Annotated in this window: 12 protein-coding genes, 1 tRNA gene and 1 pseudogene; 7 read left to right on the top strand and 7 right to left on the bottom strand. The window is 60.6% G+C overall.

What is annotated here, in order from left to right; genetic code table 11:
• Nucleotides 1–59 precede the first annotated feature (59 nt).
• The 6 genes from queG to L1069_RS02005 all read right to left on the bottom strand — a co-directional run bounded on the left by queG (nt 60) and on the right by L1069_RS02005 (nt 9,254).
• A complete protein-coding gene (gene queG, locus L1069_RS02030; protein ID WP_237454606.1) occupies nt 60–1,097 on the bottom strand; it encodes a tRNA epoxyqueuosine(34) reductase QueG in 1,038 nt (345 codons plus the stop codon).
• Nucleotides 1,098–1,175: 78 nt separating this feature from the next.
• On the bottom strand, nt 1,176–1,841 hold the full coding sequence (locus L1069_RS02025) for a glutathione S-transferase family protein (RefSeq protein ID WP_129372581.1): 666 nt from the start codon (nt 1,839–1,841) through the stop codon (nt 1,176–1,178).
• 66 nt (nt 1,842–1,907) lie between these two features.
• The gene (gene mtgA / locus L1069_RS02020; protein WP_237454605.1) at nt 1,908–2,645 is read right to left on the bottom strand and encodes a monofunctional biosynthetic peptidoglycan transglycosylase; all 738 of its coding nucleotides are present in this window, start codon (nt 2,643–2,645) and stop codon (nt 1,908–1,910) included.
• 99 nt (nt 2,646–2,744) lie between these two features.
• Nucleotides 2,745–7,277, bottom strand: coding sequence for a glutamate synthase large subunit (gltB, locus tag L1069_RS02015; protein WP_237454604.1), 4,533 nt, complete (start codon nt 7,275–7,277; stop codon nt 2,745–2,747).
• Nucleotides 7,274–7,708, bottom strand: a complete 435-nt coding sequence (locus L1069_RS02010; protein WP_237454603.1) for a GFA family protein — start codon at nt 7,706–7,708, stop codon at nt 7,274–7,276. Before L1069_RS02010 ends, gltB begins: the two co-directional genes overlap by 4 nt.
• Before the next feature lie 106 nt (nt 7,709–7,814).
• A complete protein-coding gene (locus tag L1069_RS02005) occupies nt 7,815–9,254 on the bottom strand; it encodes an FAD-dependent oxidoreductase (protein WP_237454602.1) in 1,440 nt (479 codons plus the stop codon).
• Nucleotides 9,255–9,495: 241 nt separating this feature from the next.
• On the opposite strand from L1069_RS02005, the gene L1069_RS02000 reads away from it, so the two are divergent.
• On the top strand, nt 9,496–10,302 hold the full coding sequence (locus L1069_RS02000) for an undecaprenyl-diphosphate phosphatase (protein WP_237454601.1): 807 nt from the start codon (nt 9,496–9,498) through the stop codon (nt 10,300–10,302).
• A 61-nt stretch (nt 10,303–10,363) separates the two neighbouring features.
• On the opposite strand, the gene L1069_RS01995 is transcribed toward L1069_RS02000, so the two are convergent.
• On the bottom strand, nt 10,364–11,353 hold the full coding sequence (locus L1069_RS01995; protein WP_237454600.1) for a complex I NDUFA9 subunit family protein: 990 nt from the start codon (nt 11,351–11,353) through the stop codon (nt 10,364–10,366).
• A gap of 282 nt (nt 11,354–11,635) precedes the next feature.
• On the opposite strand from L1069_RS01995, the gene L1069_RS01990 reads away from it, so the two are divergent.
• The 6 genes and pseudogenes from L1069_RS01990 to lptC all read left to right on the top strand — a co-directional run bounded on the left by L1069_RS01990 (nt 11,636) and on the right by lptC (nt 15,599).
• Nucleotides 11,636–11,896 (top strand): globin domain-containing protein, encoded by a 261-nt coding sequence (locus L1069_RS01990; RefSeq protein WP_237454599.1) that lies wholly within the window; start codon nt 11,636–11,638, stop codon nt 11,894–11,896.
• A 195-nt stretch (nt 11,897–12,091) separates the two neighbouring features.
• Nucleotides 12,092–12,178 (top strand) — tRNA-Leu (locus L1069_RS01985).
• A gap of 498 nt (nt 12,179–12,676) precedes the next feature.
• Nucleotides 12,677–12,907: pseudogene (locus L1069_RS01980) on the top strand (DDE-type integrase/transposase/recombinase); the annotation flags it as partial.
• A gap of 489 nt (nt 12,908–13,396) precedes the next feature.
• Nucleotides 13,397–14,011: a ribonuclease H-like domain-containing protein gene (locus L1069_RS01975; RefSeq protein WP_129372590.1), complete on the top strand. Its 615-nt coding sequence runs from the start codon at nt 13,397–13,399 to the stop codon at nt 14,009–14,011.
• Nucleotides 14,008–14,976: a KpsF/GutQ family sugar-phosphate isomerase gene (locus L1069_RS01970; protein WP_237454598.1), complete on the top strand. Its 969-nt coding sequence runs from the start codon at nt 14,008–14,010 to the stop codon at nt 14,974–14,976. The genes L1069_RS01975 and L1069_RS01970 overlap by 4 nt, the downstream gene beginning before the upstream one ends.
• Before the next feature lie 23 nt (nt 14,977–14,999).
• The gene (gene lptC, locus L1069_RS01965; RefSeq protein WP_237454597.1) at nt 15,000–15,599 is read left to right on the top strand and encodes an LPS export ABC transporter periplasmic protein LptC; all 600 of its coding nucleotides are present in this window, start codon (nt 15,000–15,002) and stop codon (nt 15,597–15,599) included.

Raw genomic sequence — 15,599 nt, 5'->3', positions numbered from 1 at the left:
CGCTTCTGTTCGCCGGTCAGGGTCTAACGCCTATTTGCGCCGCGTCCATCCTGTTTGCGTCACGAAAGCTTCTGAACTGCCCATCGCGCCGCGTCCGCAACTGCCGGATCAGGGTCCTCCGTCAGCCTGCGTGCCACGTCCCGAAGGTCCGGCTGGCAGGAATTGCCGATGGCATAGAGCACATTGCGCACAAACCGGTCCCGCCCAATCCGCTTTATCGGAGAGCCGGAAAACAATGCCCGGAATGCCGCGTCGTCCAGAACCGCCAGTTCCGCCAGTTTTGGCGCCTTCAGATCATCGCGCGCAGCATAGCGCATATCACTCGCCGCCACCGCAAACTTGTTCCAGGGGCAGGCCGCCAGACAGTCATCACAGCCATATATCCGGTTGCCCAGTTTCCCGCGCAGCTCTTCATCCACCGGCCCCTTGTGCTCAATGGTGAGGTAGGAAATGCAACGCCGCGCATCAACCTGATAGGGCGCCGGAAAAGCATCAGTCGGGCATCTGTCCAAACAGGCCCGGCAGGACCCGCAGCGATCCCGCTCAGCGTCATCGGCAGGCAGCTCAATTGTGGTGAAAACAGAGCCTAAAAAGGCCCAATTGCCCCAATCGCGGCTCACCAGATTGCTGTGCTTTCCCTGCCAGCCCAATCCAGCCGCCATCCCCAGCGCTTTCTCTGGCACTGGCGCGGTATCAACAAAGACCTTGACCTCACAGTCCTCACCCGCCTCGGCAATCAGCCAGCGCGCCAGCCGTTTCAGCCGTTTCTTTACCAGGTCGTGATAATCCTTGTTGCGAGCATAGACTGAGACTGCTCCGCGGTCGGCCTGGTCCACCACTGCCATCGGGTCCTCGTCCGGCGTATAGCTCTCCGCCAGCATGATCACCGACCGCGCATCCGGCCACAGCAACGCCGGGTCGCCCCGCCAATGGGTGCGCTCCGCCATCCAGCCCATCTGCCCGTGATACCCGGCGTCCAGAAACGCCTGCAGGCGCCCGGGCACCTGCGGCACGTCCCACGGACGGCAGATCCGGCAGGAGACAAACCCCTCGGCCAATGCCTGCGCCACCAGCCGTTCTTTCAGCGCTGCACTCATCTTCTTTCTGGTCCCAAATACCCCGGGGTGAATTGGGCCAAAGGCCCAAGAGGGGCAGCGCCCCTTGCCCCGTTGATATCAGAAATCCAGATCAGTGTAATGCGGCGGCGGCCGGAACCCCGGCACCTGATCCGCCAGGATCGACCGGAAAGCAGGCCGTGACTTGATCTTGGCGTACCAGTCCTTGACCACCGCCGAGCGGTTCCAGTCCACGTCCGAGATATAATCCAGCGACGACAGATGCGCAGCCGCGGCAAAATCCGCCAGCGTCATCATATCGCCCGCCAGCCAGCGCCGGTGGTCCAGCAGCCAGGCCATGTAATCCAGATGGTATTTAATCGCCTTGGCGCCGGCTTTCACATTGCGGCTGTCGGGATAGCCCTCACCGGTGATTTTCTTGTTCACCCGCTCATACAGCAGCTTTGACGTCACCTCGCTGTGGAACTTGTCATCGAACCAGCTGACCAGCCGGCGCATCTCATAGCGGCCTTCGGCATCGCGGGGCATCAAGCATGGCTCAGGCCGGGTTTCTTCCAGATACTCGCAGATCGCCGCGCTTTCGGCCATCATCTTGCCATCCAGGCGGATCACCGGGATCTTTGCCGCCGGGTTCCGGCGCAGGAAATCAGCATCCTGCTCCCAATAGCGCTCCTCGACCAATTCCACCTCAATTTTCTTTTCCGCCAGTGACAACCGCACCTTGCGGCAAAACGGGGACAGGGGAACATGATAAAGGCGCGCCATGGCTACAGAGGGTCTCCAAAAAACTTACAGCGGATGGCCCAGCAATGCCCCGCCAGCAGGAAAGATTCAATCCTCGAAACAGGCCGCCCGCCCGTCTGCGCGAATGGTGGCCGCCCCATCGGCAATCTGTGCGGCGCGGCGCTGCACGAAACCGCTGGGCCGGCGGGCAGAGCGGTCCTTGGGATTGGGCAGCACAGCGGCAATCAGCGCTGCCTGACGCGCACTCAGCTGATCCGGGCCAACACCGAAATATTTGCGCGCCGCAGCTTCGGCGCCAAACACCCCCTCGTCCATTTCCGAGACGTTCAGGTAAACCTCAAGAATCCGCCGCTTGCTCCAGACAATCTCCACCGCCGGAGTCAGCAGCGTCTCCAGCACCTTGCGCGGCCAGCTGCGGCCTTGCCACAGGAACACGTTTTTGACCACCTGCTGCGAAATGGTAGAACCGCCGCGGGCACCGCCTGCCTCAATCGCCGCCTGGATAGCGCGGGCATCGAACCCCCAGTGACGGCAGAACTGCGCATCCTCGGCCGCCACCACCGAGCGCGCCAGAACCGGAGCGATCTCTTCCAGCGGCACCCAAATCCGGTCCACCTCACCCAGGCGGCGCTGTTCTGCCCAGATGGTGTGGGTGATCGGCGGGTTCACCACCGAAAACAACAGGATGAGGAAGACGAACCCCGCCGCCGCAGCCAGCGCCGCCCGCAACAGCCAGCGCCGCAGCCAGCGAAGGGGCTGGACCTTCAGCTTTACCGCCTTCTTACTGCTCTTGGCTTTCTTCTTTTTCGCAACTGCCTTTGCCATGCCCCTCTATAGGCCAGCATGCCCCCGGTGACCAACCGCCAAAAAGAAAACCCCGCAAGCATTTGCCTGCGGGGTCTGTTTAACAGCCTCTAACTTGGCTTATTCCGCCGGAACGGCCGCCTGTTCCTGCATCACCGGATGCGCCAGCTTGCCAAGCATCTCTTTCGGGCAGACCTGCAGGAAATTGGCCTTTTCGATGTCCCAGTGCTGCAGGATCTCTGCAGCCTTGCGACTGCCGGTTTCCTCCAGATGGCGGGCGATCAGGGTTTTCAGCTCTCCCTCCCAATGCGCCACGGTGACCGGGCAGGTGACCAGAGATTCCATGTTCATCATGGTTTCTGCCTTGCGGTCGGGATCATAGAGATAGGCCATGCCGCCGGTCATGCCCGCACCAAAGTTGGCGCCGATTGTGCCCAAGATCACAGCCACACCGCCGGTCATGTATTCACAGCCGCAGGCACCGCAGCCCTCGATCACAACCGAGGCGCCCGAGTTCCGCACCCCGAACCGCTCACCTGCGCGGCCGGCGGCAAACAGATAGCCGTCGGTGGCGCCGTACAGAACGGTATTGCCGATGATGGTGTTTTCAGACGCATTCAGCGGGCTGACCTGCGGCGGGCGTACCACGATGGTGCCGCCCGACAGGCCCTTGCCGACATAATCGTTGGCATCGCCTGACACTTCCAGCTTCAGCCCCGGTGCAGCAAAGGCACCCAGCGACTGCCCTGCCGACCCTTGCAGCTTCACCGTCAGATGATCCGGCTGGAAGGAGTTCCGCATGCCGAAGTTACGCACGATATGGCTGGAAGTGCGGGTGCCCACGGTACGGTGGGTGTTCTGCACCGCATAAGACAGCTGCATCTTCTCGCCGTCCTGCAGGAAGCGGGCCGCGTCGCGCACAATCTCCGCATCCAGCGTATCCGGCACCGCATTGCGGTCCTTGTCGCGGTTGTAAACGATGTTGGCCGAGCCATCGACGGTGATCAGCAACGGGTTCAGGTCCAGATCGTCTAGATGGGCGGAACCGCGCGACACCTGCGCCAGCAGATCCGCCCGGCCGATCACCTCATCCAGGCTGCGCGCACCGATAGAGGCAAGGATTTCCCGCACTTCCTGCGCATAGAAGGTGATCAGGTTCACCACCTTGTCGGCATTGCCGGTGAATTTACCGCGCAGCGCTTCGTCTTGGGTGCAGACCCCCACAGGGCAGGTGTTGGACTGGCACTGGCGTACCATAATGCAGCCCATCGCGATCAGCGCCGCGGTGCCGATGCCGTATTCCTCGGCCCCCAGCATCGCCGCCATCACGATATCCCGGCCGGTGCGCAATCCTCCGTCGGTGCGCAGCGTCACCCGCTCGCGCAGGTTGTTCATCGCCAGCACCTGATGCGCTTCGGTCAGGCCCATCTCCCACGGCAGGCCCGCATATTTGATCGAGGTCGCAGGCGACGCCCCGGTGCCGCCGTTGTGGCCCGAGATCAGGATCACATCCGCCTTTGCCTTGGCCACGCCGGCAGCAATTGTGCCAACGCCAGAGGACGCCACCAGCTTCACCGTTACCTTGCAGCGCGGGTTGATCTGCTTCAGATCGTAGATCAGCTGCGCCAGGTCCTCGATCGAATAGATATCGTGGTGCGGCGGCGGCGAGATCAACGTCACCCCCTTGGTCGAGTGGCGCAGGCGGGCGATCAGGTCAGTGACCTTCATCCCCGGCAGCTGGCCGCCCTCGCCGGGCTTGGCGCCCTGGGCCACCTTGATTTCCAGCTCTTCGCACTGGTTCAGATATTCTGCTGTGACGCCAAAACGGCCCGAGGCCACCTGCTTGATCTTGGCAGACGGGTTGTCGCCGTTCGGCTCCGGCACGAAATGCGCCGGATCTTCGCCGCCCTCGCCCGAATCCGACTTGGCGCCAATCCGGTTCATCGCCACGTTCAGCGTCTTATGCGCTTCGGGCGACAGCGCCCCCAGCGACATGCCAGGTGTCACAAACCGCTTGCGGATCGAGGTGATCGATTCCACCTCCTCAATCGGCACCGGCTTGCCCAGCGGCTTCACCTGCAGCAGGTCGCGCAGATGGATCGGCGGGTTCGACTGCATCTTCGCCGAATACTGTTTCCACAGCTCGAATGAGGCTCTGTTGCAGGCCATTTGCATCATATGCATCGAGGTGGCTTCCCAGGCGTGGGTCTCACCCGACTTACGCGCCTTGTAGAAACCACCAATCGGCAGCACGCCTTCGGCTGAGGTCCAGGCCTTGGCGTGGATCTCCTCCGCCTTGGTCTGAATGCCGGTCACACCGATGCCGGAAATGCGCGAGGTCATGCCCGGGAAATACTCGGCGCACATGGCGCGCGACAGGCCCACGGCTTCAAAATTCAGACCGCCGCGGTAAGATGACACCACCGAAATCCCCATCTTGGCCATGATCTTCAACAGACCCTGGTCAATGGCTTCACGGTAACGCGCAACGTTTTCGGTCAGCGAGCCGTCCAGCAGACCGCGGTCAATCCGGTCAGCCAGCGAATCCTCGGCCAGATAGGCGTTCACCACGGTTGCACCGCAGCCGATCAGTACCGCAAAATAATGCGGGTCGATGCACTCGGCAGACCGCACATTCAGCGAACAGAAGGTGCGCAGCCCCTTGCGGGTCAGGTGCGAATGCACGGCAGAGGTTGCCAAAATCATCGGCATCGCCACCTTGCCCGCGCCAGAAAACTGGTCGGTCAGCACGATATGCCCCGCGCCCGAGCGCACCGCCTCCTCAGCCTCGGCCCGAATCCGCTCCAATGCCGCGCTCAGCGACCCGCGGCCCGGCGCAAAGGAACAGTCAATCTCTGCCAGCGGCGCGTTCAGCTGATCCACCAGCTTGTCCCACTGGGCATTGCCGACAAAGGGGCTCTCCAGCACGATGATCTCGGTCTGGCTGCTGTCTTCGTCCAGCACGTTCTTCAGGTTGCCGAACCGCGTCTTCAGCGACATCACCCGGAATTCCCGCAAACTGTCGATCGGCGGGTTGGTCACCTGGCTGAAGTTCTGGCGGAAGAAATGGCTCAGCGGGCGGTACATTTTCGACAGCACCGCAGACGGCGTGTCATCGCCCATCGAAGCCAGCGATTCCTTGCCGTCCTCGGCCATCGGCGCCAGGATCTGCTCCAGCTCCTCGATGGTATAACCGGCCGCAACCTGACGGCGGCGCAGCTCTTCGCCGGTGAACAGCGGCTGCTCGGTGGCGCTGGCCAGGGTGGTGTCCAGATCGTTGATCCGCTTGACCCAATCTCCGAACGGCAGCGCTCGGGACAGTTTGTCCTTGATCTGCTGGTCGTTGAACAGCTTGCCTTTCTGCATGTCGACAGCCAGCATCTGGCCCGGGCCCAGTGCGCCCTTTTCGACCACATTTGCCTCGTCAATCGGCACCATGCCCGCTTCGGAACCGGCAATCACCAGCCCGTCGCCGGTCACCACATAACGCATCGGGCGCAGACCGTTCCGGTCCAGGCCGGCACAGACCCAGCGGCCATCGGTCATCGCCAGCGCCGCGGGGCCGTCCCAGGGCTCCATCACCGAGTTGCAGTAGGAATACATGTCGCGCCAGGCCTGCGGCAGCTCAACCGCCTGCTTGGACCAGCTTTCCGGCACCAGCATGGTTTTTGCCATCGGCGCCGAACGGCCCGCACGCACCAGCACCTCGAACACACCATCCAAAGCCGCCGAGTCCGACGCGCCGCCCGGCACGATCGGCTTGATGTCTTCGGCATGATCGCCAAAGGTCGCCGACGCCATACGGATTTCATGGCTCTTCATCCAGTTCAGGTTGCCCTTCAGCGTGTTGATTTCGCCGTTATGGGCCAGCATCCGGAACGGCTGCGCCAGCCACCACTGCGGGAAGGTGTTGGTGGAATAACGCTGGTGATAGATCGCAAAGGCGCTCTCGAACCGCGTATCCATCAGGTCAGGGTAGAACACTGCCACCTGCTCAGCCAGCATCATGCCCTTGTAGATGATCGACCTGCAGGACAGCGAGGCAATATACAAACCCGAAATCGCCGCGGCATTGGCCGCCTTCTCGACCCGGCGGCGGATCACATACAGCTCGCGCTCAAAGGTTTCCTCGTCCACGCCCTTTGCGTTGGAGATCAGAATCTGCTCGATCTCGGGGCGGGTCGCGTTGGCCTTTTCACCCAGGCAGGTCACGTCCACAGGCACATGACGCCAGCCGTAGATGGAATAGCCCATGCGCAGCACTTCGGTTTCCATGATGGTCCGGCAGCGTTCCTGGGCGCCGAAATCGGTGCGCGGCAGGAACACCTGACCGACCGCCATCAGCTCATCCTGGCGCGGTTCGTGGCCGGTGCGGCGGATCTGGTCGTAAAAGAACGGAACCGGGATCTGCACATGGATGCCCGCACCATCGCCGGTCTTGCCATCGGCATCCACCGCGCCGCGGTGCCAGATCGCCTTCAGCGCATCGATGCCGGCCTCAACCACCCTGCGGCTTTTCTTGCCGTCAACGGAGACCACCAGTCCCACGCCGCAAGAGGAATGCTCTTCTTCTTCGGCATACAAGCCGTTCTCAGCCATCCACTTGCGCTTGGTTTCTTCGGCGCGCACCCAATCGGCATCAAATTTGGTCATTGGCTGTTTCCTTCTACGGAGGGGGCAAACATGTCGATCACGTCAGCGCCGGTCAGCTTCCGGCTGCTGCTGTCGAATACGTAACCCGCTGGCTTCTTGTCGATGTAAAGTTCCAGGCGCAATTCATTGCCGCCTGCGTTTTCAAACAGGCCAGCCGACATCTGCGTCTGGCCCTTATATTCTCCTGCGGTCATCCGGTACCACAGCGCCGATCCGCATTTTCCGCAGAACGCCCGCTCAGCCCAGCCCGAAGACTCATAGGTCTGCACCGGACCCAGCGCGGCGTAACCACTGGCCGCCTGAAAGCTCAGGAACGGGCCGCTGGTCCAGCGCTGGCACATTTCGCAGTGGCAGGCGGAAATGGAGGCGCGCGCGGGGGTCGCGGTGACAGTCACCGCGCCGCACATGCATTGTCCCTGCAATTCGCTCATGTCCATCTTCCTTCTGCTGGCTGGGTCGGCAATGCTGACCTTGCTGCTGTTCGCTCGCTGTTCCGCCGGTGCAAAGGGGGGCACAGACGGTGTACAGGGTGCCGGATTACTCCGCCGCCACTGCGGCCTTGCTGTTGAAGTTCTCCAGGATCGCTTCCGCGCAATCGCGGCCGTCCTTGATTGCCCAGACCACCAGCGACGCGCCACGCACGATGTCACCCACTGCATAGACGCCGCCCAGCTCGGTAGCGCCGGTCTTGAACGCCGCCTTGACGGTGCCCCAGCGGGTCACCGGCAACTCCGGCTGGTTCCACAGGGTGGGCAGCTCTTCCGGCTCAAAGCCCAAGGCTTTAATCACCAGATCGGCCTCCTCCACATAGTCCGCGCCCTCAATCACCTCCGGCGCCTGACGGCCCGAGGCATCCGGCTGGCCCAGGCGCATCTTCTGAACCATCACGCCGGCGACTTTGCCGCCCTCGTCGGTGAAACCCTTGGGCGCAGACAGCCATTCAAACACCACGCCTTCTTCCTCGGCGTTCTGGGTCTCACGCTGTGAGCCCGGCATATTGGCACGGTCACGGCGGTAGAGGCATTTGACCGAGGTCGCGCCCTGGCGGATCGACGTGCGCACGCAGTCCATTGCGGTATCGCCGCCGCCAATCACCACAACTTTCTTGCCTTCGGCATTCAGGTCGCCGTTGTCGAATTCCGCAACTTCGTCGCCAAAGCTCTTCTTGTTCGACGCGCACAGGAAGTCGATTGCCTTGACGATGCCCCCGGAACCGCTGCCCGGCATCGCCAGGTCACGCGATTTATAAACGCCGGTGGCGATGATCACTGCATCATGCTTGTTGCGGATATCTTCAAACGAAATGTCTTCACCCACGTTGCAGTTCAGCACGTAAGTCACGCCGCCGTCAGCCAGCAGCTTGTTGCGGCGTTCCACCACGTCCTTTTCCAGCTTGAAGCTGGGGATGCCATACATCAGCAGCCCGCCGGCGCGGTCATAGCGGTCATAAACGGTGACCTGCACGCCGGCCTTGCGCAGCATGTCCGCCGCCGCCAAACCGCCGGGACCAGCGCCGATGATGCCGACACTTTCGCTGCGCTCTGCCAGCGGTGCTGCGGGCTTGACCCAGCCGTTTTCCCAGGCGGTGTCGGTGATGTATTTTTCCACCGAGCCGATGGTCACGGTGCCATGGCCCGACTGCTCAATCACACAGTTGCCTTCGCACAGACGGTCCTGCGGACAGATGCGGCCGCAGATTTCCGGGAAGGTGTTGGTGGCTTGCGAGGTCTCGTAGGCTTCTTCCAGACGGCCGGTTGCGGTCAGGTGCAGCCAGTCGGGGATGTTGTTGTGCAGCGGGCAGTGGCTCTGGCAATAGGGCACACCGCACTGGCTGCAGCGGCTGGCCTGTTCCTCGGCCTTGGCAGCAGCGTACTCTGCGTAAATCTCATTGAAGTCTTCCTTGCGCACACTCGCGTCACGCTTTTGAGGCATGTCGCGTTCGATCTGCACGAATTTCAGCATCGGTTGCTTGGCCACGGGCTGGACTCCATCGTTTGTCTGGCTGCGCTGGCACCTTTTCGGGTGCGGATACGCTTTATGTCAATATTGCTGACCTATTCAGTCAGCTCTTGAATCCTGATACCGTGTTTTACGGAAATGTACAGGATTATTAAGTCCGAATCGGACCTGAAAATCCGCTTTCCAATCCAGAGCCGGGATTTATACAGAGTCGCGACAGTTTACGGCCCATCGGCGGCCAGCGAAGGATGATTTCAGCATGCCGCTTTTTCAGCTGATCCTGATTGCGTTGATCCAAGGCATCACCGAATTCCTGCCAGTTTCCTCCTCCGGCCACCTGATTCTACTTCCCGGATTGACCGGGCTGGAGGATCAAGGCCAGGTGATCGACGTCGCTGTGCATATAGGCACCCTGGCGGCAGTGATGATCTACTTCTGGAGCGACGTGCGTGAGGGGCTTGCCGGCCTGCCTCGTGCCCTGACCGGCCGTACGGATACGCCGGGATCCAAACTCGCTTTGGGGCTGATCATCGCAACTATTCCCACAGTCCTGTTCGGTGCTGTGCTGCATTTCACCGGCCTCAGCGATGCGCTGCGATCAATGACGGTAATCGGCTGGACCATGCTGGGCTTCGGGTTGGTGCTGTACTGGGCCGACCAGAAAGGCGCCGAAGTGAAACAGACTGGCGACTGGGGCGTCCGCGATGCGCTGATCATGGGGCTGTGGCAGATGCTGGCGCTGATCCCAGGCACGTCACGTTCGGGCATCACGATCACTGGTGCGCGGCAGCTGGGCTATACCCGCGAGGACGGTGCCCGCATTGCCATGCTGATGTCGATTCCGACCATCATCGCCTCAGGTGTGCTGCTGGGAACCGAGGTGGCGCTGGAGGCCAACACCGCACTGATACGCGACGCGGGCATTGCCGCTGTGCTGGCGATGGCGGCAGCGCTGGCGGCGCTCAGCCTGATGATGCGGCTGCTGCGCTCGGTCAGCTTTACGCCTTATGTGATCTACCGGGTGATTCTGGGTGTTGTCCTGCTGGCCATCGCCTACGGCAGCTGAACCTGAGATCAAAAGCGCGGGGAGACGCCCGCGCTTACTAATCCTTAGACCGGTAACAGTATCAGGCGCCGTTGCGCAGATTCCGGGCTGAGTTCGTCATCTCGTCATACTGGCCGGAGGGGCGGAATTTCCACAGGTAATCCGGCAACACCGAACCCACAGTCACCGGGCTGATACCCAAATCACCGAAACCCTTGGCGCCCTCGGACACCACATTGTCCGCCTTTAAGCTCCGCAGCTGGTCGCGTGTCAGCACTTTGTTCTCAATCATCTGAAAACTGGCTGCCTGCAGCATGTCGAAGCCGAAGGCCACCAGCCAAGCGGCAGGGCGCGGCAGCGACAGGATCAGGCGGCGCCGGTGGATCACCTCAAGCATCTGCACCATAAGCGCCCGGAAGCTTTTCACCTCGGGGCCGCCAAGTTCGTAAATGCCGCCTTCGGCCTCGCCCAGCGCCCCCATGACGGCGGCCTTGGCCACGTCATCGACGAACACTGGCTGGAAATTGGTATTGCCCGCCGCGATCGGAAGCATCGGCGACAGCCGGGTCATGCCGGCAAAACGGTTAAAGAAGCCGTCCTCGGTCCCGAAGATGACCGACGGGCGCAAAATCACCGCGCCGGGAAAGCTCTGCAGCACCGCGGCTTCTCCAGCGGCTTTGGTTTTGGCATATTCGCTGGGACCGTCCGCATCGGCGCCAATCGCCGAGATATGCACAAGGGTGGCTACCCCCTGCTGCGACGCGATGCGCGCAATACGGCCTGCGCCTTCCGCATGGATGGCGCCAAACGAGTTTTTACCGAGTTCGTTCAAGACACCTACGCAATTTACAACTGCATCTGCGCCCTGCATCACCGCAGCAACAGACATATCATCGCGAATATTGCAGAAAACCGGTTCAACCTGGCCCGGAACGCCGTAAGGCTTCACATGCATGGCTTCGTTGGGACGGCGCACGGCCACCCGCACCCGCCAGCCTTCCTTGGCCATGCGCCGCGCAATGTAGCGGCCCACGAAACCGGATCCGCCATAGATCGTGACCAGTTTGGACATCATTTGGCTCCTGAACTTAGCTGCCCCTAAGCTCTAGCGCCGCAAGGGGCGCCAAACAAGGCGCAAAACCAGGGCTGCGGCTGCAATGGCGACAGAAACTGCAAGAGCCGTTAACAGCTTGCTGTGAATTGGGCGGTTTGGTTAACCCTGTTTTCAACCCTCCAACGCTAGAGTCGGGTGATGCAGCGGTAACATCTGTATCTGCACATGTTAAGGAGGTCAGTCCCGACGGTTAGTGAGCAGGACAAAAAGCTGATCCGGCAAAGCTTTGAAAGCGAGCGGATGAACATCGAAGCCTGTGTGGCGGCATTCTACGAAAATTTCTTTGCTGTCTGCCCCGATATCCGGAGCCTGTTCCCTGACGATCTGACCCAGCAAGAGGGAAAGCTGCTGGCCTCACTGACCCATATCGCCGAAGCGCTGGATGACACCGGCCGGTTGGATTCGATCTTGCAACAGCAAGGTGAAAAGCATCGCAAACTTGACGTATCAGATGCCCATTTCCAGGGCTTCATAAGCAGTTTCACCAGCGCCCTTTGCTGACACGCTGGGTCCGGACTGGAACAGAGAAACACAGCAGGCCTGGGCAAGTTTCCTGACACATGTGGCTTTTAAGATGGACTTTCTCACTCGGCGATAGGGCGGCCTGGATCGGCATTTCAGCTTAGGTTGGATCTTCGGCGGTTTTCCATTTGACGCCCCCAGCGAACCACCTTATACGCCGGTCTCACGACACCTGCCCAGGTGGCGGAATTGGTAGACGCGCTAGCTTCAGGTGCTAGTGTTCGTAAGGACGTGGAGGTTCGAGTCCTCTCCTGGGCACCATTCCTCAAAATCTTAAAACATCTAAAGCTCTTGGAGTTTTACTATATCAAGCCGCCGCATCAACCGCCGGGCTTGATAATTGTTTTCCGAGCAACACTATCGGACACAATTTTTACAAGCAGTTTCGGACATCAAATTTCAGAAACAATAGGTTCGGCACAAATTACATTTGACGACGAAAGCACGACAGATGATGCCCGTAAGGCCTATGTCATCTCAGCAATGAGGGTGAACACTATTGCAATGCAGGAGCTTTAGGACGCACCAGGCAGCAACAGCGCCACCGCCAGCAATACCACATTGGGAACAGGCTCAAATCTCGATGGTGATTTGGGTGGCCTATTTGACCGCTGAACCAATGGGGCAAACCCAGATATCGCCGCTCTGCCTATCGCTTTCGCAATCTGCGACAAGGGCGGCGGCGACACTCTGGACGTCAGCAATATTACCACCGGTCGCGACATCGGCATGCGGGACAACAAACTGTCCGATGCCGGCGGAGGCCTTTATTAGGCCGCGGCAATGGGATGGCACAGCCGCAAAGTACTGATCTGGCGGTTATCCGGCACGATGAACGCCGGGTTCTGCATCGAGGCCTTGAAGGAAGCACTGGCCCGGCGCTGCCCGCCCGGGATATTCAACTCTGATCAGGGTTACTGGTTCCCCAACTCAGATTTCACCAGCGTGCTGCGGGCCGCTAAGGTGAAGATCCAGGTGGATGGGCGCGGCCTAAGATACGCCGCCTCAGAACCTGAATGCTGCCGCCTGACGTGAAACTAATGTTTTAGCTTTGCCAGGCGGAAATCTGGCCCAAAAACAAGAGCTACCACTGATAATGTCATTGTAACCAAAGGCGGCAAGGATACCGTTAAAGGCGCCGACGGTAACAGCGAGCGAATTGATCTTTTCCGGCCTCTTCGTTGAGTTCGATCTGTAAAGCCCGTGTGGCGGCAACCCGAACCGGCGACGCCGTGGTCATCCAGACCGGTGGCGGCAATTCCATTCTGTCAATCGATGTGCAGTACAGCGACCTGCACAATGGAAGCTTCCTTTTCTGACCCTCGCGCGCCATCTGCGGCGGCTGGCTGCCTTGTCTCGGCATTTGCGGTCCAGTCAGCCTCCGCTCCCGAATGACAGCGACCGTTGAGTTTGCACGGCAAACCACCTATTTCCCCAGTACGGCACCCTTCGGGGCAATTTGAACACAGGGGAACACCAGTGGCCAACCACCTTTACAAGAACGACCTGCCCGACGGGCTGGATCTCGGTTCCGTCGTCGCAATTGACTGCGAGACAATGGGGTTGAACCCGCATCGTGACCGGCTTTGCGTGATTCAGATGTCCGGCGGCGACGGCAATGCCCATATCGTGCAGGTCGAAAAGGGCCAGACCGAAGCGCCCAACCTGTGCCGGATGCTGGAAGATGCAAATGTGCTGAAACTGTTCCACTTCGGCCGCTTCGATATTGCCGCCATGCACCACGCATTCGGCGCTCTCGCGGCCCCTGTCTATTGCACCAAGATCGCCAGCCGCCTGGTCCGCACGTACACTGACCGGCACGGGTTGAAGAACCTGACCCAGGAACTCTTGGCCATCGACATATCCAAACAGCAGCAGATGAGCGACTGGGGCGCAGAGGAACTGACCGAAGCACAGCTTGAGTATGCCGCCTCCGACGTGCTCCACCTGCACAAGCTGCGCAAGGCGCTGGACAAGCGCCTGGCCCGCGAGGGCCGCACCGGAATGGCGCAGGCCTGCTTTGACTTCCTCCCCATGCGTGCCAAGCTGGATCTGGCCGGCTGGCCCGAAATCGACATCTTTGCGCACTCATGACTGATACAGAAAAACTCCTCGTCACCGCACGGCAGGTGATCACCGATGAAGCCAGGGCGCTGGACACCCTCGCCGACAGCCTGGACGAACGCTTTGCCGAAGCGGTGCAGCTGATCCTGCAGGCCAAGGGCCGCATCATCGTCAGCGGCATCGGTAAATCCGGCCATATCGGCCACAAGATCGCCGCCACCCTGGCCTCGACCGGCACGCCGGCCTATTTCGTGCACCCCGCCGAGGCCAGCCATGGTGATCTGGGAATGCTCTCCGAAGGCGATGTGGTGCTGGCGATCTCCAACTCAGGCGAGGCGCCGGAGCTGGCCAATCTGCTGGTTTTCACCCGCCGTTTCGGCATTCCCCTCATTGGGCTGTCGAGCAAGATGGACAGCGCCCTGATGAAGCAAGCGGATGTGCACCTGCAAATCCCCTCGCTGGGCGAGGCCTGCGGATTTGGCATGGTGCCTTCAATTTCCACCACGCTGACACTGGCAATGGGCGATGCGCTGGCGATAGCACTGATGAAATACCGGGATTTCCGCCCGGAGAACTTCCGCGACTTCCACCCTGGCGGCAAACTGGGGGCGCAGCTTAGCAAGGTGCGCGACCTGATGCACGCTGGCGATGCCCTGCCGCTTGTCACTGAGAACACGCCGATGTCAGATGCGCTGATCGAAATCAGCCAGAAGGGATTTGGAGTGGCAGGTGTGGTTGCCGCAGACGGATCCTTGACCGGAATCATAACAGACGGCGATTTGCGCCGCCACATGGACGGCCTGCTGGACAAATCTTCCGCCGAAGTCATGACCGCAAGCCCCGCCTCAATCGCCCCCGGCGCAATGGCCCAGGAGGCTGTCGCCGTGATGAACCAGCGCAAAATCACCTGCCTGTTCGTGGTTGATCCGGACAATGGCGGCAAGGCCGAGGGCTTGTTGCACATCCACGATTGCCTGCGCGCAGGCCTGGGCTGACGCAAGCCCGGAGGAGAAAAAGCATGGACAGCTACTCCAGAGCCGTTGCCTATCTTAAGGTACTGCTGCCGCTTGCCGCATTGGTTCTGATGTCCACAATGTTCCTGATCTCACGCGGGGTGAACACCGACGCGGTGATCCCCTTTGCTCAAAAGGAAATCGAAGACCGGATGAAAGGCCAGCAAGTCACTGCCCCTTTCTTTTCCGGCACCACCGCACAGGGCGATGAAATTATGGTCACTGCTGCGCTCGCCCGTCCCGGCGGTGACGGCACACCCGCAGTTGCCAGCGATCTTTCCGCTGAATTCGATCTGGCTGAGGGCGGCAGGATCACGCTCAAATCGGAAAGCGGTGCGATACACCCTGGCCGGGACATGGCGCGCTTTTCCGGTAATGTGATTATCACCTCCGCAGACGGGCTGATTGTCGAGACCGAAGAACTGAACACAGCGCTTAGCGGGCTTGAAGCCGACAGCCCTGGCGCAGTCCGTGCGACTGGCCCGATCGGCGAGCTGACCGCCGGTAATATGCGGATCGGAGTGAAAACCGAGGGCGGACCGGTCCATATGCTGTTCAAAAACGGGGTGAAGCTGCTATATGAACCCCAGAAACCGGAAAGATAA

This window comes from Leisingera sp. MMG026, from assembly GCF_021654205.1.
In the GTDB taxonomy this organism is placed as follows: Bacteria; Pseudomonadota; Alphaproteobacteria; order Rhodobacterales; family Rhodobacteraceae; genus Leisingera.
The sequence above is the reverse complement of the archived record's forward strand: the minus strand, read 5'-3'. Positions and strand labels throughout refer to the sequence as shown.

What these genes read in the sequence shown, in the direction of transcription:
- queG (WP_237454606.1), bottom strand. Translation starts at nt 1,097, where the DNA reads ATGAGTGCAGCGCTGAAAGAACGGCTGGTGGCGCAGGCATTGGCCGAG.
- L1069_RS02025 (WP_129372581.1), bottom strand. Translation starts at nt 1,841, where the DNA reads ATGGCGCGCCTTTATCATGTTCCCCTGTCCCCGTTTTGCCGCAAGGTG.
- mtgA (WP_237454605.1), bottom strand. Translation starts at nt 2,645, where the DNA reads ATGGCAAAGGCAGTTGCGAAAAAGAAGAAAGCCAAGAGCAGTAAGAAG.
- gltB (WP_237454604.1), bottom strand. Translation starts at nt 7,277, where the DNA reads ATGACCAAATTTGATGCCGATTGGGTGCGCGCCGAAGAAACCAAGCGC.
- L1069_RS02010 (WP_237454603.1), bottom strand. Translation starts at nt 7,708, where the DNA reads ATGAGCGAATTGCAGGGACAATGCATGTGCGGCGCGGTGACTGTCACC.
- L1069_RS02000 (WP_237454601.1), top strand. Translation starts at nt 9,496, where the DNA reads ATGCCGCTTTTTCAGCTGATCCTGATTGCGTTGATCCAAGGCATCACC.
- L1069_RS01995 (WP_237454600.1), bottom strand. Translation starts at nt 11,353, where the DNA reads ATGTCCAAACTGGTCACGATCTATGGCGGATCCGGTTTCGTGGGCCGC.
- L1069_RS01990 (WP_237454599.1), top strand. Translation starts at nt 11,636, where the DNA reads ATGAACATCGAAGCCTGTGTGGCGGCATTCTACGAAAATTTCTTTGCT.
- L1069_RS01970 (WP_237454598.1), top strand. Translation starts at nt 14,008, where the DNA reads ATGACTGATACAGAAAAACTCCTCGTCACCGCACGGCAGGTGATCACC.
- lptC (WP_237454597.1), top strand. Translation starts at nt 15,000, where the DNA reads ATGGACAGCTACTCCAGAGCCGTTGCCTATCTTAAGGTACTGCTGCCG.